General features: G+C 63.3%; 23 protein-coding genes. 8 read left to right on the top strand and 15 right to left on the bottom strand.

The window, feature by feature from the left end; genetic code table 11:
• Positions 1–99: 99 nt before the first annotated feature.
• The 3 genes from WYH_RS16030 to WYH_RS16020 all read right to left on the bottom strand — a co-directional run bounded on the left by WYH_RS16030 (position 100) and on the right by WYH_RS16020 (position 4,089).
• Positions 100–1,212, bottom strand: coding sequence for an ATP phosphoribosyltransferase regulatory subunit (locus WYH_RS16030; protein WP_046904638.1), 1,113 nt, complete (start codon positions 1,210–1,212; stop codon positions 100–102).
• A gap of 55 nt (positions 1,213–1,267) precedes the next feature.
• Positions 1,268–2,851 carry a phosphoglycerate dehydrogenase gene (gene serA, locus WYH_RS16025; RefSeq protein ID WP_046904637.1) on the bottom strand — a complete coding sequence of 528 codons (1,584 nt, stop codon included), beginning with the start codon at positions 2,849–2,851 and terminating at the stop codon, positions 1,268–1,270.
• Positions 2,852–2,955: 104 nt separating this feature from the next.
• Positions 2,956–4,089 (bottom strand): phosphoserine transaminase, encoded by a 1,134-nt coding sequence (locus tag WYH_RS16020; RefSeq protein ID WP_046904636.1) that lies wholly within the window; start codon positions 4,087–4,089, stop codon positions 2,956–2,958.
• Between the two features lie 170 nt (positions 4,090–4,259).
• Here WYH_RS16020 and WYH_RS16015 point away from each other — a divergent pair, with 170 nt between their 5' ends.
• Positions 4,260–4,937 (top strand): extensin-like domain-containing protein, encoded by a 678-nt coding sequence (locus WYH_RS16015; protein ID WP_046904635.1) that lies wholly within the window; start codon positions 4,260–4,262, stop codon positions 4,935–4,937.
• Here the strand turns inward: WYH_RS16015 and WYH_RS16010 are convergent.
• From WYH_RS16010 to WYH_RS15975, 8 genes are all read right to left on the bottom strand, one after another.
• Complete coding sequence (locus WYH_RS16010; RefSeq protein WP_082348036.1) at positions 4,909–5,649, bottom strand: response regulator transcription factor; 741 nt, start codon at positions 5,647–5,649, stop codon at positions 4,909–4,911. The genes WYH_RS16015 and WYH_RS16010 overlap by 29 nt on opposite strands.
• 195 nt (positions 5,650–5,844) lie before the next feature.
• The gene (locus tag WYH_RS16005; protein WP_046904634.1) at positions 5,845–6,594 is read right to left on the bottom strand and encodes a proteasome-type protease; all 750 of its coding nucleotides are present in this window, start codon (positions 6,592–6,594) and stop codon (positions 5,845–5,847) included.
• Between the two features lie 38 nt (positions 6,595–6,632).
• A complete protein-coding gene (locus WYH_RS16000) occupies positions 6,633–7,448 on the bottom strand; it encodes a transglutaminase family protein (RefSeq protein WP_046904633.1) in 816 nt (271 codons plus the stop codon).
• 14 nt (positions 7,449–7,462) lie between these two features.
• The gene (locus WYH_RS15995; RefSeq protein ID WP_046904632.1) at positions 7,463–8,407 is read right to left on the bottom strand and encodes an alpha-E domain-containing protein; all 945 of its coding nucleotides are present in this window, start codon (positions 8,405–8,407) and stop codon (positions 7,463–7,465) included.
• A gap of 16 nt (positions 8,408–8,423) precedes the next feature.
• Complete coding sequence (locus WYH_RS15990) at positions 8,424–9,854, bottom strand: circularly permuted type 2 ATP-grasp protein (RefSeq protein WP_046904631.1); 1,431 nt, start codon at positions 9,852–9,854, stop codon at positions 8,424–8,426.
• A gap of 70 nt (positions 9,855–9,924) precedes the next feature.
• Positions 9,925–10,701: an esterase/lipase family protein gene (locus WYH_RS15985; RefSeq protein WP_179945422.1), complete on the bottom strand. Its 777-nt coding sequence runs from the start codon at positions 10,699–10,701 to the stop codon at positions 9,925–9,927.
• Positions 10,702–10,779: 78 nt separating this feature from the next.
• Complete coding sequence (locus WYH_RS15980; protein WP_053833645.1) at positions 10,780–11,358, bottom strand: DUF3617 domain-containing protein; 579 nt, start codon at positions 11,356–11,358, stop codon at positions 10,780–10,782.
• Positions 11,340–11,885, bottom strand: a complete 546-nt coding sequence (locus tag WYH_RS15975; protein ID WP_046904629.1) for a DUF3617 domain-containing protein — start codon at positions 11,883–11,885, stop codon at positions 11,340–11,342. The genes WYH_RS15980 and WYH_RS15975 overlap by 19 nt, the downstream gene beginning before the upstream one ends.
• 120 nt (positions 11,886–12,005) lie before the next feature.
• Between WYH_RS15975 and uvrB the strand changes: the two genes are divergently transcribed.
• The 3 genes from uvrB (at position 12,006) to WYH_RS15960 (ending at position 15,426) form a co-directional block, all read left to right on the top strand.
• Positions 12,006–14,192 carry an excinuclease ABC subunit UvrB gene (uvrB, locus tag WYH_RS15970; RefSeq protein WP_046904628.1) on the top strand — a complete coding sequence of 729 codons (2,187 nt, stop codon included), beginning with the start codon at positions 12,006–12,008 and terminating at the stop codon, positions 14,190–14,192.
• Between the two features lie 63 nt (positions 14,193–14,255).
• The gene (locus WYH_RS15965) at positions 14,256–14,786 is read left to right on the top strand and encodes a hypothetical protein (RefSeq protein WP_046904627.1); all 531 of its coding nucleotides are present in this window, start codon (positions 14,256–14,258) and stop codon (positions 14,784–14,786) included.
• Positions 14,787–14,835: 49 nt separating this feature from the next.
• Entirely contained in the window at positions 14,836–15,426 is a 591-nt protein-coding gene (locus tag WYH_RS15960; protein ID WP_046904626.1) for a hypothetical protein, read from the top strand.
• Positions 15,427–15,527: 101 nt separating this feature from the next.
• Here WYH_RS15960 and WYH_RS15955 read toward each other — a convergent pair whose 3' ends face one another.
• Entirely contained in the window at positions 15,528–17,585 is a 2,058-nt protein-coding gene (locus tag WYH_RS15955) for a protein-disulfide reductase DsbD family protein (RefSeq protein ID WP_046904625.1), read from the bottom strand.
• Between the two features lie 28 nt (positions 17,586–17,613).
• Here WYH_RS15955 and WYH_RS15950 point away from each other — a divergent pair, with 28 nt between their 5' ends.
• Positions 17,614–18,828 (top strand): FAD-dependent monooxygenase, encoded by a 1,215-nt coding sequence (locus tag WYH_RS15950; protein WP_046904624.1) that lies wholly within the window; start codon positions 17,614–17,616, stop codon positions 18,826–18,828.
• A 15-nt stretch (positions 18,829–18,843) separates the two neighbouring features.
• Here the strand turns inward: WYH_RS15950 and WYH_RS15945 are convergent, their stop codons facing one another.
• The 3 genes from WYH_RS15945 to hemC are packed head-to-tail and all read right to left on the bottom strand — an operon-like array spanning position 18,844 to position 21,442.
• Positions 18,844–19,779 (bottom strand): MICOS complex subunit MIC60, encoded by a 936-nt coding sequence (locus WYH_RS15945; RefSeq protein ID WP_053833644.1) that lies wholly within the window; start codon positions 19,777–19,779, stop codon positions 18,844–18,846.
• Between the two features lie 44 nt (positions 19,780–19,823).
• Complete coding sequence (locus WYH_RS15940) at positions 19,824–20,519, bottom strand: uroporphyrinogen-III synthase (protein WP_053833643.1); 696 nt, start codon at positions 20,517–20,519, stop codon at positions 19,824–19,826.
• Entirely contained in the window at positions 20,516–21,442 is a 927-nt protein-coding gene (gene hemC, locus WYH_RS15935) for a hydroxymethylbilane synthase (protein WP_046904623.1), read from the bottom strand. The genes WYH_RS15940 and hemC overlap by 4 nt, the downstream gene beginning before the upstream one ends.
• A 46-nt stretch (positions 21,443–21,488) precedes the next feature.
• Here hemC and tsaD point away from each other — a divergent pair, with 46 nt between their 5' ends.
• The 3 genes from tsaD to WYH_RS15920 are packed head-to-tail and all read left to right on the top strand — an operon-like array spanning position 21,489 to position 25,041.
• On the top strand, positions 21,489–22,526 hold the full coding sequence (gene tsaD / locus WYH_RS15930; RefSeq protein WP_046904622.1) for a tRNA (adenosine(37)-N6)-threonylcarbamoyltransferase complex transferase subunit TsaD: 1,038 nt from the start codon (positions 21,489–21,491) through the stop codon (positions 22,524–22,526).
• Positions 22,523–23,518, top strand: coding sequence for an NAD(P)H-dependent glycerol-3-phosphate dehydrogenase (locus tag WYH_RS15925; RefSeq protein WP_046904621.1), 996 nt, complete (start codon positions 22,523–22,525; stop codon positions 23,516–23,518). Before tsaD ends, WYH_RS15925 begins: the two co-directional genes overlap by 4 nt.
• A complete protein-coding gene (locus tag WYH_RS15920) occupies positions 23,515–25,041 on the top strand; it encodes a lipopolysaccharide biosynthesis protein (protein WP_046904620.1) in 1,527 nt (508 codons plus the stop codon). Before WYH_RS15925 ends, WYH_RS15920 begins: the two co-directional genes overlap by 4 nt.
• The last annotated feature ends 15 nt before the right edge of the window (positions 25,042–25,056 follow it).

The raw sequence follows: 25,056 nt of genomic DNA, 5'->3' as shown, positions 1-25,056 counted from the left end.
ATCCTGGGCATTCTTCGCCTTTCTGGCGATCATGCTTTTCTGAAACGGCTAGCCGATGCGGCCTGACCGGCCAGTGGCCGGCCAAGTTGCAATATGTCTTTACAGGGGCTTGGCCGCGGAGCCTTCCAGACGGTGCGAGCAACCGAGCGCCATCGCATCGTCGCCCTCGCTCAATGCGGCGACGGTGCGCCAGCCTTCGCCCCGCAGTCTAGCCGCAGCTTCGCGATCATGGCCGAGGGGCAGGAATACAGCTTGCGGAAGCGGCTCTTCCGCCTTGACGGCTTCGATCAGTTCTTCCGGGTAGAGCGAAAAGCCGGTCGCGACTTCCTCGCTCCCGCCAATGCGATAAGTGCCGCCCCGCCCCAATGCGCTGCGAACACCGTCGGCATAGATCGTGAATCCGAACCATGTCTGATATTCGAAACCGTGGCGTTCCGACGGGTCGAGCGTCAGTCGCGCGCGGCCATCGATCCGGTCGGCAATCTGGCGAAGTCCGTCAATCCGGCTGGCAAGCACGCCGCCATCGTCCAGGCTGGCCAGTTTCGCCGCCGCATCATCGAACGCGCCGGTGGCATAAAGCAGCGGAATATAGGCTTCGCCCCCTGCCGCCTTCAGTCCGCCAGCATCCTTGGCATCCAGTTCGCGGCGCACGGCCTGCACCTGTGCCGGATCCAGCGGCATTTCCTTCGCCGCCAGCGTATCGACAAGGTCCGGCAAGGTGAAATCGACCGATATGCCCTGCGCACCCGCCGCTTCCAGCGCATCAATCGCCAGTTCCACGATCTCGCCCGCGGCGGCCGCGGATTCGCTGCCGATAAGTTCGGCACCGATCTGCAAATTCTCGCGGCGCGGATCGAGCATGTCGCCCGTCATCCGCGCGACCTGACCGGCATAGCAGAGCCGCAGCGGCCGCGGCGCGGCGCCAAGCCCGGTTGCGGCTATTCGCCCGACCTGCGCCGTCATATCCGATCGCAATGCCAGCATCCGCAGGCTGCGCGGATCGACGAAACGGAACATGTTCCGCGTGCGCAAACCATCGGTACGGCTTGCCATCGACTTTTCAAATTCGATCAGCGGGGGGCGCACCCGGTCATAACCATGCGCATCCATGGCGGCGAGCATGGCACGCTCAATCCGCGTTGCCGCGGCTGCGCTGCGGGGCAAACGGTCTTCCAGCCCCTCGGGCAATAAGTCGGCAGTGGGATCGATCATGGAGCAGCCCCTAGCCGTTCGCTCCCCGATTGCGAAGAGCGAACGGCATCAGAGATCAGAAGGTCAGCGCCTTCACCATTTTCACGCCCTCGAGCTCCTGCGCGCGGGCAATAACATCCGCCGGGATCGGCTGGTCGACACTCAACAGCAGCACGGCCTCGCCACCGGTTTCACGGCGGCCAAGGTGGAACGTGCCGATATTGATGCCGGCTTCGCCCAGCAGCGAACCGATGCGACCGATAAAGCCCGGCACGTCGTCATTGACGATATAGAGCATACGACCGTCCAGATCTGCTTCGATGCCGATGCCGAAGATTTCGACCAGGCGCGGTTCGCGATTGGCGAACAGCGTGCCGGCAACGGACCGGTCGCCCGCACTGGTTGCCACGGTCACGCGCACCAGGGTCTGGTAAGTGCCCTGGTTCTCGTTGCGCACTTCGCGCACTTCGATCCCGCGTTCCTTCGCCAGGAAGGGTGCGTTGACCATGTTAACGCTGGAGGAGAAACGCTTCATCAAGCCGGCCAGAACCGCGCCGACTATCGGCTTCTGGTTCAGCTGGGCAGCGGCGCCTTCCGTCTCGATGCTGATCTTCGGCAGATCGCCATGGGCAAGCTGGCCGACCAGCGAACCGATCTTTTCCGCCAGCGCCATGTAGGGCTTGAGCTTCGGCGCTTCTTCCGCGCTGAGGCTGGGCATGTTCAGCGCATTGGTGACGCCGCCATTGACGAGGAAATCGCTCATCTGTTCGGCCACCTGCAGCGCGACATTGACCTGCGCTTCGGTGGTGGATGCGCCCAGATGCGGGGTACAGATGAAATTCGGCGTGCCGAACAGCGGGTTTTCCTTGGCCGGTTCTTCGGCAAACACGTCCAGCGCAGCACCGGCCACATGGCCGCTGTCGAGCAGGTCCTTCAGCGCCAGTTCGTCGATCAGGCCGCCGCGGGCGCAGTTCACGATCCGCACGCCCTTCTTGCACTTTTCCAGCCGTTCGCGGCTGAGGATGTTGCGCGTCTCGTCAGTCAGCGGCGTGTGCAGCGTGATGAAATCCGCACGCGTCACCAGCGTTTCCAGATCGACCTTTTCCACGCCCATTTCCACGGCACGTTCCGGGGTGAGGAACGGGTCATAGGCGATGACTTTCATCCGCAGGCCAAGCGCGCGCGATGCAACGATGGCGCCGATATTGCCGGCGCCGATCAGGCCCAGCGTCTTGCCGGTCACTTCCACGCCCATGAACTTGCTCTTGGGCCATTCGCCCTTCTGGGTCAGTTCGTTCGCTTCGGGGATCTGGCGCGCCAGGGACATGATCATGGCGATCGCATGTTCGGCCGTGGTGATCGAATTGCCGAACGGCGTGTTCATCACCACCACGCCCTTTGCAGAGGCATAGGGAATATCGACATTGTCGACCCCGATGCCCGCGCGGCCGATCACTTTCAGATTGGTCGCGGCATCGAGGATTTCCTGCGTCACCCTGGTCGAGGAACGGATCGCAAGGCCATCATACTGGCCGATGATTTCCTTCAGTTCCTCCGGCGTCTTGCCGGTGATTACATCGACTTCGCAGCCGCGCTCTTCAAAAATACGAGCGGCATTAGGGTCCATCTTGTCGGAAATAAGGACTTTGGGCTTGGTCATTTGAAACTTCCCTGAAGATCGTCGCTCCTGCGGCGGCGGGAATCCGGGCGGCAATCAGAGATGCAGGCCGGATCCCCGCTTTCGCGGAGAGGACGGGAATAGGCTTAGGAGTTGGCGGTCAGCTGGGCATAGGCCCAGTCAAGCCAGGGGCCGAGCGCTTCGATATCGGCCGTATCGACCGTGGCGCCGCACCAGATGCGCAGGCCGGCCGGGGCATCGCGGTAACCGGCGATGTCATAGGCGGCATCCTGCTCTTCCAGCAGCTTCGCGAATTTCTTGATGAAATCCGTATCGGCGCCTTCCACCGTCAGGCAGACACTGGTGTTGGACCGGCTGGCCGGATCCTGCGCCAGATGGCCAAGCCAGCTGCGTTCCTGAACGATCTTGTCCAGCGCCTGCGCATTGGCGTTGGCGCGGGCTTTCATGCCGGCCAGGCCGCCAATCGACTTGGCCCATTCCAGCGCGAAGATCGCATCTTCGACCGCCAGCATGGAAGGGGTGTTGATCGTGGCGCCCGTGAAGATGCCATCGATCAGCTTGCCACCCTTCGCCAGGCGGAAAACCTTGGGCAGCGGCCAGGACGGAGTAAAGTTTTCCAGCCGCTCCACCGCGCGGGGGCCAAGGATCAGCACGCCATGCGCGCCTTCACCGCCCAGCACTTTCTGCCAGGAGAAGGTCAGCACATCGACCTTGTCCCAGGCGATGTCCTGCGCAAACACAGCGCTGGTGGCATCTGCAATGGCCAGGCCATCACGGTCGGCGGAAATCCAGTCACCATTGGGGACGCACACGCCGGAGGTGGTGCCGTTCCAGGTGAAGATGACATCGTTCGACCAGTCGACCTGCTTCAGGTCGGGCAGCTGGCCGTAATCGGCACGCAGCACGGTCGGTTCGATCTTGAGCTGCTTGACGGCATCGGTGACCCAACCTTCACCAAAGCTTTCCCAGGCAAGCGTCGTGACCGGGCGACCGCCCAGCATGGTCCACATCGCCATTTCCACCGCGCCGGTATCGGAACCGGGCACGATGCCGACGAGGTGCGTTTCGGGCACTTCGAGCACTTCGCGAATCAGATCGATACAAAGCGCGAGCCGCGCCTTGCCGAGTTTCGAGCGGTGCGAGCGACCGAGCGAATCGATTTGGAGTTTTTCAGGGGACCAGCCCGGCGGCTTCGCGCAGGGACCGGAAGAGAAAAAAGGACGCGCAGGCTTGCGCGAAGGTACGCTATTATCAGTCATTTAAGACTCTCCTTGCAGAGAGCTCGCGCGGCGTTGGGACCGCGTGGCCCGGAGCCGCCACTAGGCTTATTGCTGACTGTGTCAACCCGGATAGCGTTTAATCCGCAGACAATCCCAATCTGCCGCCGTCATTAGGAATCTGTTAAGCACGGGCTGGGAAAATTGACGTCATGACCCGCAAGATCGCCCTGATCCTGTCCGCCCTCGCCCTTTCGGGATGTTCGATGCTGCCCAGCACACAAGGCGGCGATCCACAGGCGCGCAGGACGCGCAGCCAGCCTGCGCCCGTGGCGGTCAGCCCGGCGACACGCCAATGCCTTTCCGGGCTGGCACAGCTGGGCGCGGAATATACTCCGCTGCCCGATCGCTATCTCGATCAGGGATGCACCAATCTGGACACGGTGCAACTCTATGCCTTGCGATCGGATCTTTCGGACGTGGCCATATCGAATCTCGGCCCCGTGACCTGCGGCGTGACCGAAGCCTTTGCCGGCTGGACCCGTTACGGCGTGGACCGCGCGGCGCGGCAGATACTCGGCTCCCCCCTCCGCAGTATCGAGACTTTCGGCAGTTATAATTGCCGCAACGTGGCCGGAACGGGCCGCCGCTCGGCCCATTCAACAGCCGCCGCGATCGACGTTGCCGCCTTCGTCCTGATGGATGGCCGCCGTATCACGGTGAAGAATGACTGGCACGGCGGCACATCGGACGAACGCCGCTTCCTGCGCACGATCCAGCAAAGCGCCTGCAAGCGTTTCGACACAGTGCTGGGCCCCGAATATAACCGCGCGCATGAAGACCATCTTCATATCGAAGGCGTCATCGATGGTAAGAGCTATTGCCGCTGACTGACCTGGCCGGCGCGGCATAGGGATTGTTGTCGGGCATGATGGTCAGGCTGGCCTCCCCTTCCCGCTGCCTGCCCGCAAGCTCGAGCGTGTCCTGTTCGCTGCTGACGGGGGACGGCAGGGCGGCCAGCCAAAGCCGCACCGCATCCGCCGCATGGTTGGCTCTCAGCTTTGCCATCATGTTGGCGCGGTGAATTTCGACGGTTCGCGGGCTGATGCCCAGGACCCGGGCAATTTCCTTGTTGGAACAGCCTTCGCTCAGCAGGCGGAGCACTTCCAGCTGGCGGCCGCTCAACTTGCTCAGCAATTGGCGCGCCTCGATTTCAAAACGATAGGTTTCGGCAAGCTGTTCGGCCTCTGCCTGGATACGAGACAGCCGGCGAGCGAAATCGCCCATTTCCAGGGGCAGTCCGAGATAATCCAGCGCCCCTGCCTTGATCGCGGAGACTATATCCGACGCATGCGGTTCGTTGGCCGTGATGACAACGGGCAGGCCAACGCCATGGTCGCGCAAAATCCGGATGATGCCGGCGCCGCCCCCCGCCTCGATGGAATCGGCTGCCATAACCAACCCCGAGCGGGGCGGCTTGAGCAGCAATTCATCCAGATCCCCATAGATTTCCGCATGATGCCCGAGGGCAAAGGCGATGCGGGCCTGTTCGGCGCGAGAGCGGCTCTGGCCGCCTACGATGTGTAAAATTGTCCGTTCCATGTCCACCTGAGTGCATCAGCCGCGAAAAACGCGCATGCGGAAGCGTGGCGACAATGGACCAGATATGGCGCTGCCCGCTCCCCGCGGACAGCAATAGGGTGAGCTGCATAAGGAATTTTAGCTCCGATACGGAGCAAAACATGCGTAATTCTGCGGAAACGAAATAGCTAAAATCAGATACTTAGGTAAAACCACCTATTCCGCATCCTGTCGCATGTTGTAATCCGGCAAGGAATTGAACGCCGTCTTCAACGCATCGCTCCAGCTGGAGGAGATGGATTCGAAATAGGGATCGCCCTGTTCGACGCGCCGTTCATGCACGATTTCGAGCTTGTCACGTTCGATTACCAGCAGATCGAGCGGAAGACCGACCGACAGATTGGCCTTGAGCGTGGAATCGAAGCTGACCATCAGGAGCTTCACCGCGTCTTCGAAACTCATCGCCCGATCATAGGCGCGAACCAGGATCGGGCGGCCATATTTCGTCTCGCCGATCTGGAAGAAGGGCGTGTCGAAACTCGCTTCGATGAAATTGCCTTCGGGGTAGATCAGGAACAGGCGCGGCTCCATCCCCTTGATCTGGCCGGCCACGATCATGGAAGCGGCGAAACGGCCCCCGCCTGACTGGCCATTGCCCGACTGGGTTTCTTTCACCGTATCGCGCAGCAACTTGCCGGTTTCCACCGCCACCTGGAACATGGTGGGCAGTTCCAGCAAAGAATTCTGCCGCTCATCCGGTGTCTTGCTGCGTTCTTCCAGCCGGCTGATCACCGCCTGGGTCGTGGCCAGATTGCCCGCGGTCATCACGGAAATGATCCGTTCCCCCGGTACCGACCAGTGGAACATCTTGCGAAATACGGAGATATTGTCGACGCCGGAATTGGTGCGGGTGTCGCTCATGAGAACGAGCCCCTTGTCGAGCATCAGCCCTACGCAATACGTCATGTTAAATCCTGAAAAGACATGCAGCCTGAAACGGCCTGCTATTGTTCCACCGTTTGCTGCTGCACGGCAAGGTGGACGTGGAGATCTTCCGTCACTGCGCCGAAACTGATGCCTGTGACAGGTGCCGCATCGCGATAATCGCGCCCGGTCGCCACACGGACATAGCGCGGATCCGGACTTATTCCGTTGGAAATATCGAATCCGACCCAGCCCAGCCCCTGGACATAGGCTTCCGCCCATGCATGGGTCGCTTCCTGGTCAACCCGATCATCCATCATCAGATAGCCGCTGACATAGCGGGCGGGAATTTCCAGGGCCCTTGCTGCCGCGATGAAGATATGGGCGTGGTCCTGGCACACGCCAAAACCATCGGCCAGCGCGTCTTCCGCCGTGGTATGCACATGGGTCTTGCCGGTTTCATAGGCCACGCGTTCACGGATCGCGGCGGACAGATTGTGCAAGGTAGGCACCATGCCTTCTTCGCTACGTTCGACAGAGGACAATAATTGCCGCACGCGGCTGCCCGGCCTGGTCAGCGGCGTATGGCCCAGAAAACCCCAAAGCGGCAGATGACCCGCGTGATGGCCGATCACCCCGGCCTTGTCTTCCGTGTCGACGGTGCCACGGCAGTTGATGACCACTTCCGATGCCCCTTCGCGCACGGAAACAAGCGTCACATGATTGAAGTTCTGATCGTCATAGGAAATTTCTTCCCGGGCGCCCGAATATTCCATCGACCAGTCCAGGATCTGCTGCCCCTGCGTGGCCTTGGGCGTCAGGCGCAGCCGCTGCAGCCCGTGGGCAACCGGCTCTGTGAAACGGTAGCGGGTAGTGTGACTGATGGCGAGGCGCATGGGCTTTCCTGTCCTCAGGCTATGAAGCGATATTGTTCGGCAATGGAACTGGCCACGGTCTGGTTTGCGGAGATGAAATCCACCAGGAATTCGTGCAGGCCCCGATCGAAAATATCCTCCACCGTCTTGCCCAGCAGCTTGGTATCCACCGCGCGGATCGCTTCATGCGCGGGCCCGTCCCCGCCATGCATCCGTTCCAGCTTGGCCAGATTTTCCCGCATTTCAGTCAGGCAGAAGGAAAGGCTGCGGGGGAAGCGATCGTCCAGGATCAGGAAATCGGCGATGGACCGCGCATCCATCCGTCCGGCATTGAGCCAGCGATAGGCGCGCTCCCCCGAAAGCGAACGCAGCACATTGTCCCATTGCCCGCTATCCAGTGCGGTCCCGACATAGGAGAGCGAAGGGAGCAGCAGGTAATATTTGATATCGAGAATGCGCGCCGTGTTGTCAGCCCGTTCCAGAAATGTGCCCAGACGGGCGAAGGCATAAGTCTCGTTGCGCAGCATGGAACCATAGGTCGCACCGCGCGCCAGTGTGGATTCGCGCCGGATCGCGCCCAGCGCCATGCCCAGATTGCTTTCCCGCACCTGCCGCGCCAGCAGATCGCTCAGGCTCATCCAGCCTTCATTGACCGCTTCCCACACTTCGGCAGTGATGGCCGAACGGCAGGAGCGGGCATTCATCCGTGCCCGTTCGAACATGGACAGCACGCTTTCGGGATTGACCCTGGCCCGCAGCACGAAATCGCAGACATGCGCGCCGGTATAATCTTCGTAATGTTCGTTATAGGCCTGCAACAGGCCCAGAGTGGTCAGGATGGACCGCCATTCCTGGTTGGCGGCATCGCCGCCGCGGGTCAGCGTCATGCGGTGGCCCGCGGCCAGCAGCCTGGCCGTGTTCTCGGCCCGCTCCAGATAGCGGTACATCCAGAAGATGCCGTTGGCGGTGCGGCCTAGCAAGGAATGCGCTCCCCCATCAGTCGTCCAGAACCCAGCTGTCTTTCGTGCCGCCGCCCTGGCTGGAATTGACGACCAGCGATCCCTTCTTCAGCGCGACGCGCGTCAGGCCGCCGGGCGTGATGTCCACCCCTTCTGGCGAAACGAGCACGAAGGGCCGCAGATCGACATGGCGCGGCGCCAGCCCCTTGCGGGTGAAGATCGGGCAGGTGGACAGCGAAAGCGTGGGCTGCGCGATGTAGTTTTCCGGCGCTGCCTCCAGCTTCTTGCGGAATTGGGCCAGTTCCTTCTTCGAAGAGGTCGGGCCGATCAACATCCCGTAACCGCCGGAACCGTGGACTTCCTTCACCACCAGTTCGGGCAGGTTTTCCAGCACATATTTCAGACTGTCCGGATCGGCACAGCGCCAGGTCTGCACATTGGGCAGCAGCGGCTGTTCACCGGTATAGAATTCCACGATTTCCGGCATGAAGGAATAGATCGCCTTGTCGTCCGCCACGCCCGTGCCCGGCGCATTGGCGATGGTGATCCCGCCATCGCGATAGACATCCATGATCCCCGGCACGCCCAGAACGCTGTCGGGATTGAAGGTCAGCGGATCGAGGAATTCATCATCCACGCGGCGATAGAGCACGTCGATCGGTTCGAAGCCGCAAGTCGTGCGCATCTGCACACGGCCATCCACCACCCGCAGATCGCTGCCTTCTACCAGTTCGGCGCCCATCTGGTCCGCCAGGAAAGCGTGTTCGAAATAGGCGGAATTGTAGATGCCCGGGGTCAGCACGGCGACGCGCGGATTGCTGGAGGCACGCGGCGGTGCGCAGGCGGCCAGGCTCTTGCCCAGGCGGCGCGGATAGTCCGAAACCTGCTGCACCTTGATACGGCTGAACAGTTCGGGGAACATCGCCATCATGGTTTCGCGGTTTTCGAGCATATAGCTGACGCCCGATGGTGTGCGGGCATTGTCTTCCAGCACCATGAATTCGTCCGCCCCGGTGCGGACCAGATCGATCCCGACGATATGGGTGTAGACTCCGCCGGGCGGTGTGAAGCCCACCATCTGCGGCAGCCAGGCGTTATTGTGGCGGAACAACCGTTCGGGCAGCCGGCCGGAGCGGATGATTTCCTGCCGGTGATATAGATCGTGCATGAAGGCGTTGAGCGCCCTCACCCGCTGTTCGATTCCGCGGGAAAGGTGCCGCCATTCGCGCCCCGTAATGATGCGGGGAACCATATCGAAGGGGATCAGCCGTTCTTCGGCGTCATTGTCCCCGTAGACATTGAAGGTGATGCCGGTGCGGCGGAAGAAGCTTTCCGCTTCAAACCCCTTGCGGCGCATACCGGCCGAATCCTGTTCGTTCAGCCACTTCTCATATTCGCGATATGCGTCGCGAACCGAGCCATCGGCTTCATGCATTTCATCGAACTGGGCGGGGCCTGGTGCGTTCATACTATCCTTTGATGCAGTGCAACATGGCACGCTTGACGCCAGTAGCCAAGAGCGACTGCGTAAGGATTTTTCAGAATTCCTCCAGCTCGCGCAAGATGGTGCCTATCGCCTCGTGAGAATTGGAAAATCCCAGATGGGTGCAACGTATCGCAATGGCCCGATCGCGTTCCCCCGGATGGCCGCAGGCGCTGCGCGGAGAGATCACGCCGTCGCGCGGGCTCCACAGGGCAATCGTTTCGACCGGCGGTTTGACCGCCAGCTCCGCCTCGACAGGTGGCTGTTCCACCGAATGGCCGGTAACCAGCTGATAGATGCGCCAGGCGTTGTTGGCATAGGGCGTGCCCGAAAAGGGCGAGCCCATGGAAATCACCTTCGCGACATGTTCGGGATGCCGTTTGGCAATCTCGCGCGCGAAAATGCCGCCCAGGCTCCAGCCCACGAGCACCACATTCTGCCCATATCGGGCGCTGACCTGCTCTACCCGGCGGGCCAGCTTATCGAAATTTTGCTGCGTCGGGCCGAGATTGAAGCCCAGCCCCCAGCGCTTGACCTTGTGCCCCGCGCGTTCAAGCTGCCGCGCCATGTAGCGCATGCGCATGGGATGGGTCCCGAAACCCGGCAGCAGCATGACAACACGCGGATGTTCCGCCACGGCAACATCCATCGGTTCCCGGAACGGGCGCAGCAGCGGTTCGGCAAAGGTCGCCAGTTCACCCCAGAGGAGCTTGGCATCGGGCCCGCGCTCCCCCGCAGGAGCCTTGCCACGCAGCAATCGGAGGCGGCGCGCAAAGCCGGCGTCCCATCGGGACGCACCGGCAATGGCCCGGTTGGAAGACATCGCGCGCATCGGCAGACTGTAACAGAACTGCCCCGCCCTGCGAAGAACGTAGATGGGGGGCAGGACCTTTCCCGAATCAGCCCGCGATCAGCTGCATTCCCCGACGCGGCGGCTATTCACTTTCACCTTCATATGGGCCTTGCCCATTTGCGGGATCTGCTGGTCCATTTCCATCATCATGTCGGAACTTTCCGACGTCATCGTGCCGGTCATCTTCATCGTGCCTTCCGACCCGTCATCCGCGATGCAGCTGAGATCGGCATTGATCGTGCCGCCCGCCACGTCGAACTTGTTGAAGGTGCAGTCATTCTCGGCAAGGTCGCGAACCATGCGACGCGGCCCTTCCTCTGCCTCTTCGGGTGTCAGGCAGAAACTGTTGCCTTCGGCAAAGCCGCTGGCGGCCAGATCGCGAATCTGATCGGCCAGATCGCCAGACAGGCCCGGCACTTCGAATTCCACCAGCTCCAGCGTGGTCGAATACTGGCCCGGCGTCAGCCTGATCGCGCCTTCCGCGGCGGCATTCGCCTCCGCTTCTGACAGGCCTTCGCCCGCAGTTGCACTTTCCTCTTCCGTCCCGCCGCTGCAGGCAGCAAGGGCGATGGCCGCGACCAGCGGCAGGGCATGGATCTTGCGCATCGTCACTTCCTTCATTTCGCGCCGGAGCATTCGCCCACGCGCCTTGCCTTCATGTTCACCTTGATCAGCATGTTCCCCATTTCGGGCATCGACTGGTCCACCGTCATGACGATGTCGGAACTTTCCGGCGTCATCGTGCCGACCATGGTGATATTGCCTTCCCCGCCATCGTTCCGGCAGGTCAGGTCGGCATCGATGGAGCCGCCATCCACGTCGAACTTGTTCAGCGTGCAATCGTTCTGCGCCAGCTCCTCGATCATGCGGGAGGCGCCTTGTTCCGCCTCTTCCGGCGTGACGCAGAAGCTGTTGTTCTGGGCAAAGGCGCTGGACATGGCATTGCGCATCATGCCCTTCATGTTGGCGGGAATGCCGTCAGCCTGGAAATCGACCAGTTCGTTCTGCGATTCGTATTGGCCGGGGACCGGCTTCACCGCGCTTTCGGCTGCGGCGCGGGCCGCCTCAACGGAAACGCCATCCTGCGCCGCGCCGTTCGCGGCGGTGACAGCGGCAAAAACGGCAAAAACGGCACCGATCGGCAGGGCATGTTTCAAACGCATCGCATATCCCCCTTGAATAGCGGCCTCATTCCGGGCCGCGTTACGGGTGGGGATGCTAGCAAGCCCCCGACATGCTGCCAATGATTGCGTGATCGGGCCGACATGCCCATATCCTGCCCCATGGCCGAACTTGTAATTCGTCGCGGGCTGGAAGAGCCCGATACTTCGGAAAGCTTCACCCCGCACAAGCCGGTTCGACCGGAAAAGAGCGATGGCGGGCGCCCGTTCAAGCTGGTCAGCGAGTATGAGCCGAATGGCGACCAGCCGACCGCGATCCGCGAACTGGTTGAATCTGCGCGGCAGGACGAAAAGACGCAGGTCCTGCTGGGCGTGACCGGCAGCGGCAAGACCTTCACCATGGCCAAGGTGGTGGAAGAATTGCAGCGTCCGGCCCTGGTTCTGGCGCCGAACAAGATCCTGGCCGCCCAGCTCTATGGCGAATTCAAGAGCTTCTTTCCCGAAAATGCGGTGGAATATTTCGTCAGTTATTACGATTATTACCAGCCGGAAGCCTATGTCCCCCGGTCCGACACCTATATCGAGAAGGAAAGTTCCGTAAACGAGGCGATCGACCGGATGCGCCATTCGGCCACCCGTGCCTTGCTGGAACGGGATGACGTGCTGATCGTCGCCTCCGTTTCCTGCCTTTACGGCATCGGTTCGGTGGAAACCTATTCCGCCATGGTATTCGACATCAAGAAGGGCGAAACGGTCGACCAGCGCGAATTGATCCGCAAGCTGGTATCCCTGCAATACAAGCGCAACGACGTGGCCTTCGCCCGCGGCAGTTTCCGCGTGCGGGGCGATAATCTGGAGATCTTCCCCAGCCATTATGAAGACATGGCCTGGCGGATCAGCTTCTTCGGGGACGAGATCGAGGAAATCAGCGAGTTCGATCCGCTGACCGGCACCAAGGGCGCCAATCTGGACAAGGTCCGCGTCTATGCCAATTCGCATTACGTTACGCCCGGCCCGACCATGAAACAGGCGGCGGAAGCGATCCGCTTCGAATTGCAGGAACGGCTGAAGGAATTGCACGCGGAAGGCCGCCTGCTGGAAGCGCAAAGGCTGGAACAGCGGACCAATTTCGATCTCGAAATGATCGCCGCGACCGGCAGCTGTGCGGGGATTGAAAACTACTCCCGCTTCCTGACCGGCCGCCTGCCGGGCGAACCGCCGCCGACCCTGTTCGAATATCTGCCCGAAAATGCCCTGCTGTTCGTGGATGAAAGCCACCAGACCGTGCCGCAGATCGGCGCCATGGCGCGGGGGGACCATCGGCGCAAACTGACGCTGGCCGAATATGGTTTCCGCCTGCCCAGCTGCATCGACAACCGCCCGCTGCGCTTCAACGAATGGGATGCGATGCGCCCGCAGACCATCGCCGTTTCCGCCACGCCCGGTTCATGGGAAATGGAAGAAACCGGCGGCGTGTTTGCCGAACAGGTGATCCGCCCGACCGGCCTGATCGATCCGCCCGTAGAGATCCGCCCGGTGGAAGACCAGGTGCAGGACTGCATTACCGAGTGCAAGGCCACCGCCGAGAAGGGTTATCGCACGCTTGTCACCACGCTGACCAAGCGCATGGCGGAAGATCTGACCGAATTCATGCACGAAGCGGGCGTGAAGGTCCGTTACATGCACAGCGATGTCGAAACGCTGGAACGTATCGAACTGATCCGCGATCTGCGGCTCGGCGTCTATGACGTGCTGGTGGGCATCAACCTGCTGCGCGAGGGGCTGGACATTCCCGAATGCGGGCTGGTCTGCATCCTGGACGCTGACAAGGAAGGTTTCCTGCGCAGTGAAACCAGCCTGATCCAGACCATTGGCCGCGCGGCGCGCAATGTGGATGGGCGCGTGATCCTCTATGCCGATCGCATCACCGGCAGCATGGAACGCGCCATGGCGGAGACCGAACGCAGGCGCGAAAAACAGCGCGCCTATAACGAGGAACACGGCATCACGCCGCAGACGATCAAGCGCCAGATCGCCGATATCGTGGCCCATACTGCGGCGCAGGACGGCGTAACCGTGGATACGGGCGACGAGGATGTGAACAATCTCGTCGGCCATAACCTGCGCGCCTATATCGAAGATCTGGAAAAGCGGATGCGCGAAGCCGCCGCGGATCTGGAATTCGAGGAAGCCGGCCGCCTGCGCGACGAAATCCGCCGGCTGGAGAACGAGGAACTCGGCCTGGCCGAAGGCGAGAAGAAGGCGCCATTGGTCGGCAGATCCAATGAAGGCAGGCCGGGCACGCGCAAGACGCGCTACGGCAAGGTGCAGAAAAAGTGGAAGAAATAAGCCGCACCTGACGGAACATTGGCATCTCCCGCCCCGTTGCCCGGGGGAGGAGACAAGATAGCCATGCGCCGACTCGCCGCTATCGCTGCCATTGGAATTCTGGGCCTTGCCGCATGTTCAGAAGAACCGGCCCCCACCGATATGCCGCCAGAGAGCGGATCGGGAATAGCATCGTCCGACACCGCAACGACACCGCCGGAGGACGAACTCGGCTCCGACGCGGTGATGCAGGGCGAATGGATCAGCAAGCAACTGGCCGGCAACCCGGCGGTGTTGTTCGGGCCTCCCGGGACGGAGGCAAGCTTCTCCGTCGGTTGCGAGGATGGGGAACTTGTCTTTTCGCGTAGCGTGCTGGTGGAACCTGGCGAAACGGACATGCGCCTGATGGCAGGTGGCGAAATCCGCACGCTCGACGGAACGGCACAGGCCGAACCCTTGCCGCGAGTCACCGCTCGTCTGCCTGCCGGGGACCCTTTCGCCACGATTCTGGCCGGACTGGATGCCCCCTTCGCCGTGTCCGTTGCAGGCGGCCCCTCCTTCCGCATGCCGCCCAGCGATGCTTTTCGCCGCGTGGTTGCGGATTGCCGGGGCTGACCCTCTCAAGCCCGCTTGAAACCGGGCCGCAACGCCGCCATCAGGCGGCATGGCGCGCATTGTTCCTGTCTTTCCCATCGCCTTGCTTGCGGCCTTGCCGGGCTGCAGCAATTCTGCGTCCGAACCGGACGATGTGCAGCGCATCTCCCTTGCCGAAGCTCGCCATGCCGCGGAAACACCCCTGCCCTCACCCGAAACGGAAGGGGCCGGCTGGGTGGTCAGCGAAAACGGTCAGGCGATCCATTTCGGGCAGCCGGAAGAACCTCCGTTCCTCACATTGTCCTGCAATTTGCGCACGGAACCGGCGCAATTGCACATCATCCGCCATGTTACCGGCCGACCCGGGCAGAAGGCGCTGTTCCCGATCATCGGCAATGGCACGATCTCCCGTTTCAAGCTGGACGCAGCGCTGGTGGATGGCGAATGGCGCTGGGAAGGCGCCGTCCCCGCGCGCGATCCGAAACTGGACGTATTCACCGGCTCACGCGAATTGGAGGCGACGCTTCCCGGTGGCGGATCGCTGGCGATCGCGGGCAGCCGCATTCCCGGCGAATTCGTGAACTGGTGCCGCGCGGGCGGCCGGGTACAGCAGGCCCAGGCGAAAGAGCAGGAAGAGGCTGAAGGCAGGGAGGCGGAATAGCGCCTATCTCCGCTCGTGGTGAGCCTGTCGAACCACGCGTGCATCCTTCGACAAGCTCAGGATGAGCGGACGGGGGTTCTGGATGAGCGCGCCCCAACCCGCTACTCGGCAGCTGCCAACTCGGCCAGCATGTCCGGCGTCAGCACTTGCGGCAGCACTTCGCCTTCTCCGCCAGCCGGATACCACAAATAGAGCGGCACACCCGCGGCACCTTGGGCGGTGAGGAAGCGGGTGATCTCCGGATCACGCCGCGTCCAGTCGCCGCGAATGGCGATGACACCCGCCCTTTCAAAGGCCTTGCGCGTCGTCTCTCGTTCGATCGCGACATTTTCGTTGACCTTGCAGGTCAGGCACCAATCGGCAGTGAACCAGAGGAAGACCGGGCGCTTCTCCGCCCGCGCATCAGCCAGCACGGCATCACTGAAATTGCGCGGGGAAAGCAGGCTCTGTTCCGAATTGCCCGGCGGTGCATGGACCATGGGCAGCAGCACGACCGATATTGCCAGGGCCAGACCGGCGATGGATGGCAGCACGAAGCGCCCTGGGCGCCCCCTGTTTCCTTCCCGCAGGCCCCAGGCCAGGGCGCCGGTCAGCACCAGCGCCAGAACACCGGCCAGAGCGGCGAATTGCCAGCCACCCAGCCGCCAGCACAGCCATAGCAGGGCCAGCGCGGTCAGCCCCATCGGCACTGCCATGATCTTGCGGAACCATTCCATCCAGCGCCCCGGCTTGGGCAATAGCCGCCTGAGCGGGGGCACGAAGCCGAGCAGGAGGAACGGTAGCGCCAGCCCCAGCCCCATCGCCGCAAACAGGATCAGCGCTTGCCACCATGGCAGCAGCAGGGCGGCGCCCAGCGCCGCCGCCATGAACGGCCCGGTGCAGGGCGTCGCCACGAAGGCCGCGAGTAATCCGGTTGAAAAGGCGCTGGCCCGCCCCCCTTCGCGGGTGAAGGAAAAAGAGGGCAATTCATACAGGCCGGCAAAATTGGCCGTGATCAGCACCGCCAGAACCAGCAACGCGACCACCACGCCCGGTTCCTGCAACTGGAAGGCCCAGCCGATCTCGCTGCCCGCCGCGCGCAGGGCCAGCAGCAAGCCGCCCAGTGCAAGGCAGGCCAGCACCACGCCCGCCGTGTAAGCCAGCCCTTCACGCCGCGCGCCCTCCGCGCTTTCCCCCGCGCGGGCCAGCGTCAACGCCTTGAGGCTGAGGATGGGGAACACGCAGGGCATCAGATTGAGAATCAGCCCGCCGATGAACGCCCCGCCCAGCAACAGCCAGATCGGCGCAAGCGCCTGTGCCGTGCCGCCAACAGGTGTACCGCCAGCCGGCACTTCGCCAGGCATGGCAGAAAAGCGCAGCCCGCCTCCCAAATTGTCGAGCTTCAATATGCCGGGAATGCGGCCTGCCCCGTCGGCCAGCCCTTCACGCGGGATTTCCGCCACCAGCAGATCCCCATCGCGCATGAATATCTGCGGCGCGGCATAATCGACCAGCTGCGTTTCGCCCACGAAAACATGCGGTTCGGCAAGGTCCAGCGAAGCGGGCAGCGGGATGGCAATGCGCAGCGCATCCCCGGTCAGTTCAAAGGCCGCCTCGCTATCGAGCATGGGCGGCAGGGCGGCACGCCATTGGTCGAAACGCGGATCGCGCGGCACATCCGCCCCGACCGGCAGACGTAAACTCATGGTCGCGCTTTCGGGCACGCAGATCTGATCGGTACAGGCCAGCCAGTCCGCCTTCAGCTCTATCGGCACCGGCCCGGAAAGCTGCGCATCAGCCGGGACCGAAATCGGCACCAGCACGGCATAATCGCCTTCATAGACGTGATTCATCAGGTTCGAGATCACGAGCGTTTCGGGCACCGGATAATCAGGCTCTCCGGCCTCCCACCCTTCCGGCAGGTTCCAGTCCAGTTCCATGCCATATCCGGCATCGCCCGGATTGGACCAATATCCGTGCCAGCCCGGTTCGGGCCGGAAATGCAGCGCCACGGTCAGCATTTCGCCGGCCTGGGCGCCACCTTCCGCCACCAGTTCAGAGGCGATATTATTGCCCTTGGCCGGTTGCGGCGGGGGCAATTGGGCCATGGCCACCTGCGCCGCCATGGCGGCGAGGAGGACAATCAGCCACCGGCAGCAATTGATCGTGCTTGCGCGCATCGTGCTGCACGATCTAGGACCCTAAGCCATGGCGAACAAGCGCGAACTCCTGATCCTCGGCGGCGGTCTCGTCGGCATGACGCTGGCCCTGGCCGCAGCCCGCAAGGGCCTGTCCAGCCATGTTGTGGACATGGCCGATCCAGCGGCACTGACGGCTGACGGTTTCGATGGGCGCGCCAGCGCCATTTCCACCGCAAGCTGGAACCTGTTCAGCAATATCGGCCTGGCCGACCGGCTGAAATCGCAGGGCTGCCCCATCTCCGCCATCGCCGTTTCGGATGGGCTGAAACCCGGACGGCTGGATTTCCAGCCTGAACCGCATGAAGGCGCGCTGGGCTTCATGTTCTCCAACCTGACACTGCGCAAGGCGCTGTTCGAAGCGGCGGAGAAGGAAGAACTGATCAGCTGGAACGCTCCGGCGCGCGTGGTCGAACGGCATCGCGGCGAACATGGCGTATCGGCCGTTCTGGATGATGGGCAGGTGCTGGAAGCATCGCTGATGATCGCGGCGGAAGGCCGCCGTTCCCCGACTCGGGACGAAGCCGGCCTTGCCCTGGCCCGGTGGGATTACAGCCACCGTGCGCTGATCGCCGGGATCGATCATGAAAAGCCGCATGACAATGTCGCCTGGGAAATTTTCTATCCAGCTGGCCCCTTCGCCCTTCTGCCCATGCTGGACGGGCCGGAGGGGCAGCATCGCAGCGCACTGGTCTGGACCGTGGCGGAAAAGGATGCGGAAGGCGTGCTGACCCTGTCCGACCGGGCCTTCCTCCACGAAATCGAGAAGCGGATGAAGGGGCTGTTCGGCAAGATCACGCTGAACAGCAAGAGATCATCCTACCCGCTCAGCTTCCAGCATACGGCGAAGATCACGGCACAGCGGCTGGCACTGGTGGGCGATGCGGCGCATGGGATGCATCCGATCGCGGGCCAGGGGCTCAATCTCGGCCTGCGCGATGTCGGCGCGCTGATGCAGGTTATCACCGATGGCATGCGGCTGGGCCTGGATATTGGCGATGCGCAATTGCTCGCCCGTTACGAACGCTGGCGCGGGCTGGATTCCCTGTCCGTCATGGCGGCAACCGATACGCTGACCCGGCTGTTCGGCATTCCCGGCCGCCTGCCCAGCGCGATCCGCCGCCTGGGCATGAGCGTGGTCCAGCGCACTCCGCCCCTGAAGGGCTGGTTCATGGACGAGGCGCGCGGCGTTTCCGGCGAATTGCCGGAATTGCTGCGGGCCTGACCGCCCTGCGCGAACCTATTCGCTGCCGCTGACCGCCGGGCTCGGCTGTTCCACCCTGTTGCCGGACCCGTCCCGCAATTCGCGCGGTTCCAGAATTGCGGTCGTTTCCAGCAATTCCAGCGCACGTTGCGCCGCGGCATACCGTTCCGCATCGGCGATCCAGCCACTGGCGGCTGCTGCATTGGGCAGGTGCCGCACTTCGGCCACGGCCGATTCGGGCCGGCCGCTGCGCAGGAACAGGCGCGCCCTTTCCAGCCGCCTGTCCGCAGCCGGGGACGGCGTATCCTCGCTACGAACGACGAATAATTCACCCAGTTCGCGTGTTAGCCAATCGAACGTATCTTCATTGGAAGGGGCTTCGCTCAACACCGGGGAAAGCCCGTCCAGCCGCGCAATCAACTGATCCAGCGTGATCGGGTTGCGGGCCGTGGCGATCACGGTGCGCACCGAATTGGGATGCGCATCGCCAAAACGCAGCCGCAACTGGTCCGCCAGATAACCCAGCGGCGCCCCGCGTTCGATCGCCCGCCGCGTGGCGAAGGCGATCAGCAGGCCTTCGGCGCGTGCTGCATTACCTGCGGCCGCCTGCGCCTGCAGGTCCAGCCGGGCAATGCGCTGTTCCAGTGCCGCCACACGCTGATCGATGCCGCCCTGCTGTTCGGCCACACGCTCCACCCGTTCGGCAGTGATAAGCTGCGTGCCGCCGCCCGTCTGCGTGGCGGTAGGTGCGGGGCCAGGTTCGGGCGTAGCGGTTTTCTGTGCGGGCTGATCCGCTGATTCCTGCCGCACGGCAAAAAGCGTGCCGGGCGAAATATCGTCCGGCCCGAACAGGTAATAAGTAGCGATCCCGCCTACCAGGAACGCGCCGAGCGCAATGCCCAGCATGGTTCGCATCTGCATCTGCCGGCGGCGCGCCGAAGCGCCCGCCCCATGGGCATCGATATGTTCCATCCGTTTCCTTCGCGACCCCAGCGAATTCGGGCGGGCTCTTCGTCTCAGATATGCCCCGGTTCATGGCACAGGTCGGACGCCAAAGCCAACAACGCTGCTTCATTGGGCTGGGGAGCACTTTGCAGCTTGCCCCAGCCTGAACCGGCCGCATCTGCAATACGCGGCCCCAGCGCCGCCAGAAGCATGCCCCCGCGCAAAATGCCCAGCCGGTCACATTCCGCAGCGAAATGGCGCGCGCTGGCCGCCGAATAAAGCAGAACCACTGCGCCCTTGCCGATCCTTTGCGCCATTTCATCCGGCAGCGGCAAAGGTGCATTCTCATAGGCAATGCATTGCTTCACCTCGATCCCGTCGGGGATTTTCAGCGGCACATATTCGGCCCCCGAAATACGCAACAGGCGGGACGGCAGGCCATCCTGCGTATCGATCAGGATCTGCAAATGTCCGCCGCCAACGCCCGCTATGCTGAAACCCGCCTGTCGCGCGGCTTCGGCGGTCGCCTGCCCCACGGCATAGACGGGCTTGTCCCTGAATTTCTCCAGCGCCTTCCCGCCATGACGGATAGCATTGGCGCTTCCCAGCAACAGCGCATCGACGCTGTCCGGGGATGGCGGCTGCCAGGCGACCGGGCGGATTTCCGACAGCGGGCAGGCCAGCATTTCCAGCCCGGCTTCGCGCCCCGCCCTTACCGTGGCGGAGCAACCCGGCTCCGGCCGGATTACCGCAACCGGCAGCATCATTGCGATCCGGCGAATTGCGCCGCGATGCCCGGTGTTGCGCGATCCAGAAGGTCGGCCGCAAGCCGCAAGGGGGCATCGATGTCGCCCGCGGCAAATTGCGCTTCGCCGTCCACCCGTTCCGCCCCGTCCGGGCTGAACAGGGCAGCGTGCATGGATAATTGCCCGTCCGCGTAATCGCACAGGACCGCCACCGCACTGTGACAATTGCCGCCAAGCCGATGCAGCAAGGCCCGTTCCGCCATCACTTCCGCCCGGCTGGGTGCGTGATCCAGCGCACCGATCAGATCCAGCACGCGGCTGTCCCCCGCGCGGCATTCGATCGCGATCGCCCCTTGTGACGGGGCCGGCAGCCATTCGCCCGGATCCTGCTTGTGGCCCGTTCCGTCCTGCCCAAGACGCGCCAGACCGGCGGCGGCAAGGAAAGTGGCGTCGGCATCCCCGGCGGCCAGCCTGGCCATGCGGGTTGCGACATTGCCGCGGAACAGCACGATCCTGCAATCCGGCCGCAAATGCAGCGCCTGCGCCGCGCGGCGGGGTGCGCTGGTGCCGATCACCGCGCCTTGCGGCAGGGCATGGACGCTTTCCGCACCCAGCAGGACATCGCGCTTGTCCGCGCGCGGCAGGATCGCGGCAATGGTCAGGCTTTCTGGCCGGATCGTTTCGACATCCTTCAGCGAATGAACCGATGCATCGATCAGCCCTTCCGCCAGCCAGCCATCCAGTTCCTTGGTCCACAGGGCCTTGCCGCCGATTTCGGCCAGAGGCCGGTCCTGCACCTTGTCACCGCTGGCGACGACAGGCACGAGTTCGACCTCGTTTTCGTCCCAGCCATGGATGTGGCACAGCCGCGCACGCGTTTCCTCCGCCTGCGCCAGGGCCAGTGGTGAACGCCGGGTTCCGAGTTTCAGTATGGTTTCGCTCATTGGGTCCGCTTGCCCTAATCGCCATTTGCGTCCAGTGGAACCCGGGATGAGGATCGTATTGGGTATTGAAAGCAGCTGCGATGAAACCGCAGCGGCGCTGGTCACGGATGACCGGCGGATCCTTGCGCAGGCCATCGCCTCGCAGGAAGAAGCGCATGCGCCCTATGGCGGCGTGGTTCCGGAAATCGCCGCCCGCGCCCATGCTGAACGGCTGGCCCCGCTGATCGAAAAAGTGCTGGATGAAGCGGAGGTCACGCTCGACCAGTGCGATGCCATCGCGGCCACGGCCGGTCCTGGCCTGATCGGCGGCGTGATGGTCGGCCTGGTGACGGCAAAGGCGCTGGCCATGGCCGGGGACAAGCCGCTGCTGGCGATCAACCACCTGGAAGGCCACGCGCTGAGCCCGCGCCTCGCGGATGAGACGCTGGAATATCCCTATGCCCTGCTGCTGGTATCTGGCGGGCACTGCCAGATCCTGCGGGTGGAAGGCGTTGGCCGCTATCGCCGGCTTGCCACCACGATCGACGATGCGCTGGGCGAAGCTTTCGACAAGACCGCCAAGATCCTCGGCCTCGGCTATCCGGGCGGCCCCGCGGTGGAACGGCTGGCCGCGCAGGGCGATGCCAAAGCGGTGCGCCTGCCGCGTCCGCTGCGCGGCAGCGCGGAACCGCATTTCTCCTTCGCCGGGCTGAAGAGCGCCGTTCTGCGCGCGCATGAAAGCGGGGATCACCGCGCCGAAGATATCGCGGCGAGTTTCCAGCAGGCAGCGGTCGATTGCATTCTCGACCGGCTTGAAAAGGCATTGGCCGGAATGGGCGATGTCAGCGCGCTGGTCGTGGCCGGCGGGGTCGCCGCCAATCGCACGATCCGCACCGCGCTGGAAGGTCTGGCCGCGCGCCATGGCCTGCGCTTCACTGCCCCGCCCCTGCCGCTCTGCACCGATAATGCCGCCATGATCGCCTGGGCCGGAATCGAGAAATTGCAGGCCGGTGCCGATGCCGATCCGCTCGACGTGTCGGCCCGCCCGCGCTGGCCGCTCGATCCGGGGGCAGAGCCGGTGCGCGGTGCGGGAGTAAAGGCATGAAAACGCCGGAAATCGGGGTGGTCGGCGCCGGGGCCTGGGGCACCGCGCTGGCGCAGATGATCGCCAGCGATGGCCGCGACGTGCTGATCTGGGCGCATGAGCCGGCACTGGTGGAGGAAATCAACAGAAGCCACACCAATTCACTCTATCTCCCCTCCGCCCGATTGGCGCAAACCATCCGCGCTACCTCCGATCTGGGCGAGATGGCGCAATGCGCGATCCTGCTGCTGGTAACTCCGGCGCAATTTCTGGCGGAAACGCTCTCCCGCATGTCCGCCTTCCCGCGCGATCTGGTTCTGTGCGCCAAGGGGATAGAGGCGAAGACCGGCCGCATGATGCATGAAGTGGCGTCACAGGCCGCACCGGCCAGCCAGATCGCCGTCCTTTCCGGGCCGACCTTCGCGCATGAAGTCGCCGCCGGAATGCCGACCGCGATCACCCTGGCCTGCGGCGGTGGCGAGGAACAATGGCAACGCCTTTCCTCCGCACTCGGCCGGCCGAGCTTCCGCCCCTATTACAGCGACGATCTGACCGGCGCGGAAATCGGCGGCGCGGTCAAGAACGTGCTGGCCATCGCCTGCGGCGTGGTCGACGGGCTGGGCCTCGGCCAGAACGCACGCGCTGCCCTGATCGCGCGCGGCTATGCCGAAATGCAGCGTTTCGGCGAAGCGCTGGGCGCTGATCGCCAGACTCTGTCGGGGCTGTGCGGTCTCGGCGATCTGGTGCTGACCTGCTCTTCCACCTCCAGCCGCAATTTTTCCCTTGGCGAAGCGCTGGGCAAAGGTGCGAAGGCATCGGAACTGATGGCCAACCGGCATACGGTGGCCGAAGGCGCCTTTACCGCTCCGGTCCTGGCGGAAATGGCTGCCAGCCGGGGCATTTCCATGCCCATCGTCGATGCGGTCAATCGCCTGCTGGACGGCGCGGACGCCCGCGACATCGTCACCGGCCTGCTCGCCCGCCCGCTCAAGGCCGAAGGACCGTCCGCTTGAGCGTTAAGACAGCGACGGAGGAACAGGGCGGCGATCTGGTCGCGCTGGCCAAGGGCGGGCGGACGAATTTCTTCGGCTTCCTGCTGCGGCTGGCCGCACGCCTTCCCTTCCTGTTCATTGCCGGCCGCCTCTATGGTGCGGCGGCGCTGGGGCGTTTTGCATCGGCGCTGGTGATTGTCGAACTGATCGCCATGCTTTGCACGATGGGCGAAAAGCGCGGCCTGGCGCAGCGCCTTTCCGATAGCGATGATCAGGATCAGCATCCGGGCCTGGTGGCGGACGGGCTGGTTCTGGCCTGCGGCGTTGGCGCACTGGCGGCGCTGTTGCTGTGGTTCGTACCGGCGCCGATGTTTCCCAGCGGCATCTATACCGAAACCGACAAGCTGCTGGTTCTGGCAATACCGGCACTGGCGCTGACGGAAATCATCCTCGCCGCGCAGGCTTACCGCTATGACATCGCCACGACGGTACGCGCGCGCGCCATTGTCGAGCCATGGACGATCTCGATCATGGCCGGCGTCATGTATCTGGTAACACCCGCCAGCGGATTGTCGCTCGCCTATCTGATATCCATTTATGCGGCGCTGATCACGGCGCTGATCCCGTTCCTGCGCAGCTATGGCCTGCCGGGCGGCGGCTGGCGCCCTTCCTTCAGCCGGATGAGCAGCCTGACAATTCGCGGTGCGCCGCTGGCCGCGGCAGACGCAATCGAATGGGGAACGAGGCGGCTCGATATCTTCATTCTCGGCCTGTTTGCCGCCCCGACGGCAGTCGGCGTCTATTACGTCGCGCAACAGGTCGCCAGCCTGCCGCAGAAGCTCAAGACCAGTTTTGAACCGATCCTCGGCCCGGTCATCACGCGCAAATTACGGGAGAAGGATTACAGCTCGATCGCGAAACAGGTGTGCCAGGTGGGCTTCTGGATCACCGCCGCACAGGCTGGTGTCGCGCTGGCCCTGGGCATTCCGGGCGAAGCGGTGATGGGGCTGGTGGGGCCGAACTTCGTGGGCGGCACCGGCGCACTGGCTTTCCTGCTGGCTGCCGAAGTGGTGGCGGCGACTGCCGTCGTCGCAGAAGCCGCGCTGGTCTATGTCGCGCGGCTGCGCAATCTGTGGGTTTCCGCAGGCACGATCGGGCTGCAGGCGCTGCTGACCGTGGGCGCCATGTTGGTGGCCGATCATTATGACTGGAACGAATATTATCGCGCCGCCGCCGCAGCCGCTGCGCTGATGCTGGCACTGGGCGCGGCATCGCTGATCAAGGCTTTGATGCTGGGCCGCATCCTGCACGAGCCGGTGAACAATTGGCGCTGGGCACTGGTCTGGGCCGTCGCGGTCGCGGTCGTGGTCGGCCAGTTCATGCTGCTGCTGCCCGAATGGGCGGAGCTTGCCTTCGGCATCCCGGCCATATTGCTCGCTTATGGCTGGGTCATCTGGACCAAAGGGTTCGGCCCGGAAGACCGTGTGCTGTTCCGCCGCAAGATGACCGAGGAAGAGCCGCCCGAAACTATCGACGGCAAGTGATTTCCCGCTAGTAAG

The sequence above is a fragment of the Croceibacterium atlanticum genome, from assembly GCF_001008165.2.
GTDB classification, from domain to species: domain Bacteria; phylum Pseudomonadota; class Alphaproteobacteria; order Sphingomonadales; family Sphingomonadaceae; genus Croceibacterium_C; species Croceibacterium_C atlanticum.
The sequence above is the reverse complement of the archived record's forward strand: the minus strand, read 5'-3'. Positions and strand labels throughout refer to the sequence as shown.

Excerpts from the sequence above, each read along its gene's own strand:
- WYH_RS16030 (WP_046904638.1), bottom strand. The coding sequence starts at position 1,212 with ATGATCGATCCCACTGCCGACTTATTGCCCGAGGGGCTGGAAGACCGT.
- serA (WP_046904637.1), bottom strand. The coding sequence starts at position 2,851 with ATGACCAAGCCCAAAGTCCTTATTTCCGACAAGATGGACCCTAATGCC.
- WYH_RS16020 (WP_046904636.1), bottom strand. The coding sequence starts at position 4,089 with ATGACTGATAATAGCGTACCTTCGCGCAAGCCTGCGCGTCCTTTTTTC.
- WYH_RS16015 (WP_046904635.1), top strand. The coding sequence starts at position 4,260 with ATGACCCGCAAGATCGCCCTGATCCTGTCCGCCCTCGCCCTTTCGGGA.
- WYH_RS16010 (WP_082348036.1), bottom strand. The coding sequence starts at position 5,649 with ATGGAACGGACAATTTTACACATCGTAGGCGGCCAGAGCCGCTCTCGC.
- WYH_RS16005 (WP_046904634.1), bottom strand. The coding sequence starts at position 6,594 with ATGACGTATTGCGTAGGGCTGATGCTCGACAAGGGGCTCGTTCTCATG.
- WYH_RS16000 (WP_046904633.1), bottom strand. The coding sequence starts at position 7,448 with ATGCGCCTCGCCATCAGTCACACTACCCGCTACCGTTTCACAGAGCCG.
- WYH_RS15990 (WP_046904631.1), bottom strand. The coding sequence starts at position 9,854 with ATGAACGCACCAGGCCCCGCCCAGTTCGATGAAATGCATGAAGCCGAT.
- WYH_RS15985 (WP_179945422.1), bottom strand. The coding sequence starts at position 10,701 with ATGCGCGCGATGTCTTCCAACCGGGCCATTGCCGGTGCGTCCCGATGG.
- WYH_RS15980 (WP_053833645.1), bottom strand. The coding sequence starts at position 11,358 with ATGCTCCGGCGCGAAATGAAGGAAGTGACGATGCGCAAGATCCATGCC.
- WYH_RS15975 (WP_046904629.1), bottom strand. The coding sequence starts at position 11,885 with ATGCGTTTGAAACATGCCCTGCCGATCGGTGCCGTTTTTGCCGTTTTT.
- uvrB (WP_046904628.1), top strand. The coding sequence starts at position 12,006 with ATGGCCGAACTTGTAATTCGTCGCGGGCTGGAAGAGCCCGATACTTCG.
- WYH_RS15965 (WP_046904627.1), top strand. The coding sequence starts at position 14,256 with ATGCGCCGACTCGCCGCTATCGCTGCCATTGGAATTCTGGGCCTTGCC.
- WYH_RS15960 (WP_046904626.1), top strand. The coding sequence starts at position 14,836 with ATGGCGCGCATTGTTCCTGTCTTTCCCATCGCCTTGCTTGCGGCCTTG.
- WYH_RS15955 (WP_046904625.1), bottom strand. The coding sequence starts at position 17,585 with ATGCGCGCAAGCACGATCAATTGCTGCCGGTGGCTGATTGTCCTCCTC.
- WYH_RS15950 (WP_046904624.1), top strand. The coding sequence starts at position 17,614 with ATGGCGAACAAGCGCGAACTCCTGATCCTCGGCGGCGGTCTCGTCGGC.
- WYH_RS15945 (WP_053833644.1), bottom strand. The coding sequence starts at position 19,779 with ATGGAACATATCGATGCCCATGGGGCGGGCGCTTCGGCGCGCCGCCGG.
- WYH_RS15940 (WP_053833643.1), bottom strand. The coding sequence starts at position 20,519 with ATGATGCTGCCGGTTGCGGTAATCCGGCCGGAGCCGGGTTGCTCCGCC.
- hemC (WP_046904623.1), bottom strand. The coding sequence starts at position 21,442 with ATGAGCGAAACCATACTGAAACTCGGAACCCGGCGTTCACCACTGGCC.
- tsaD (WP_046904622.1), top strand. The coding sequence starts at position 21,489 with ATGAGGATCGTATTGGGTATTGAAAGCAGCTGCGATGAAACCGCAGCG.
- WYH_RS15925 (WP_046904621.1), top strand. The coding sequence starts at position 22,523 with ATGAAAACGCCGGAAATCGGGGTGGTCGGCGCCGGGGCCTGGGGCACC.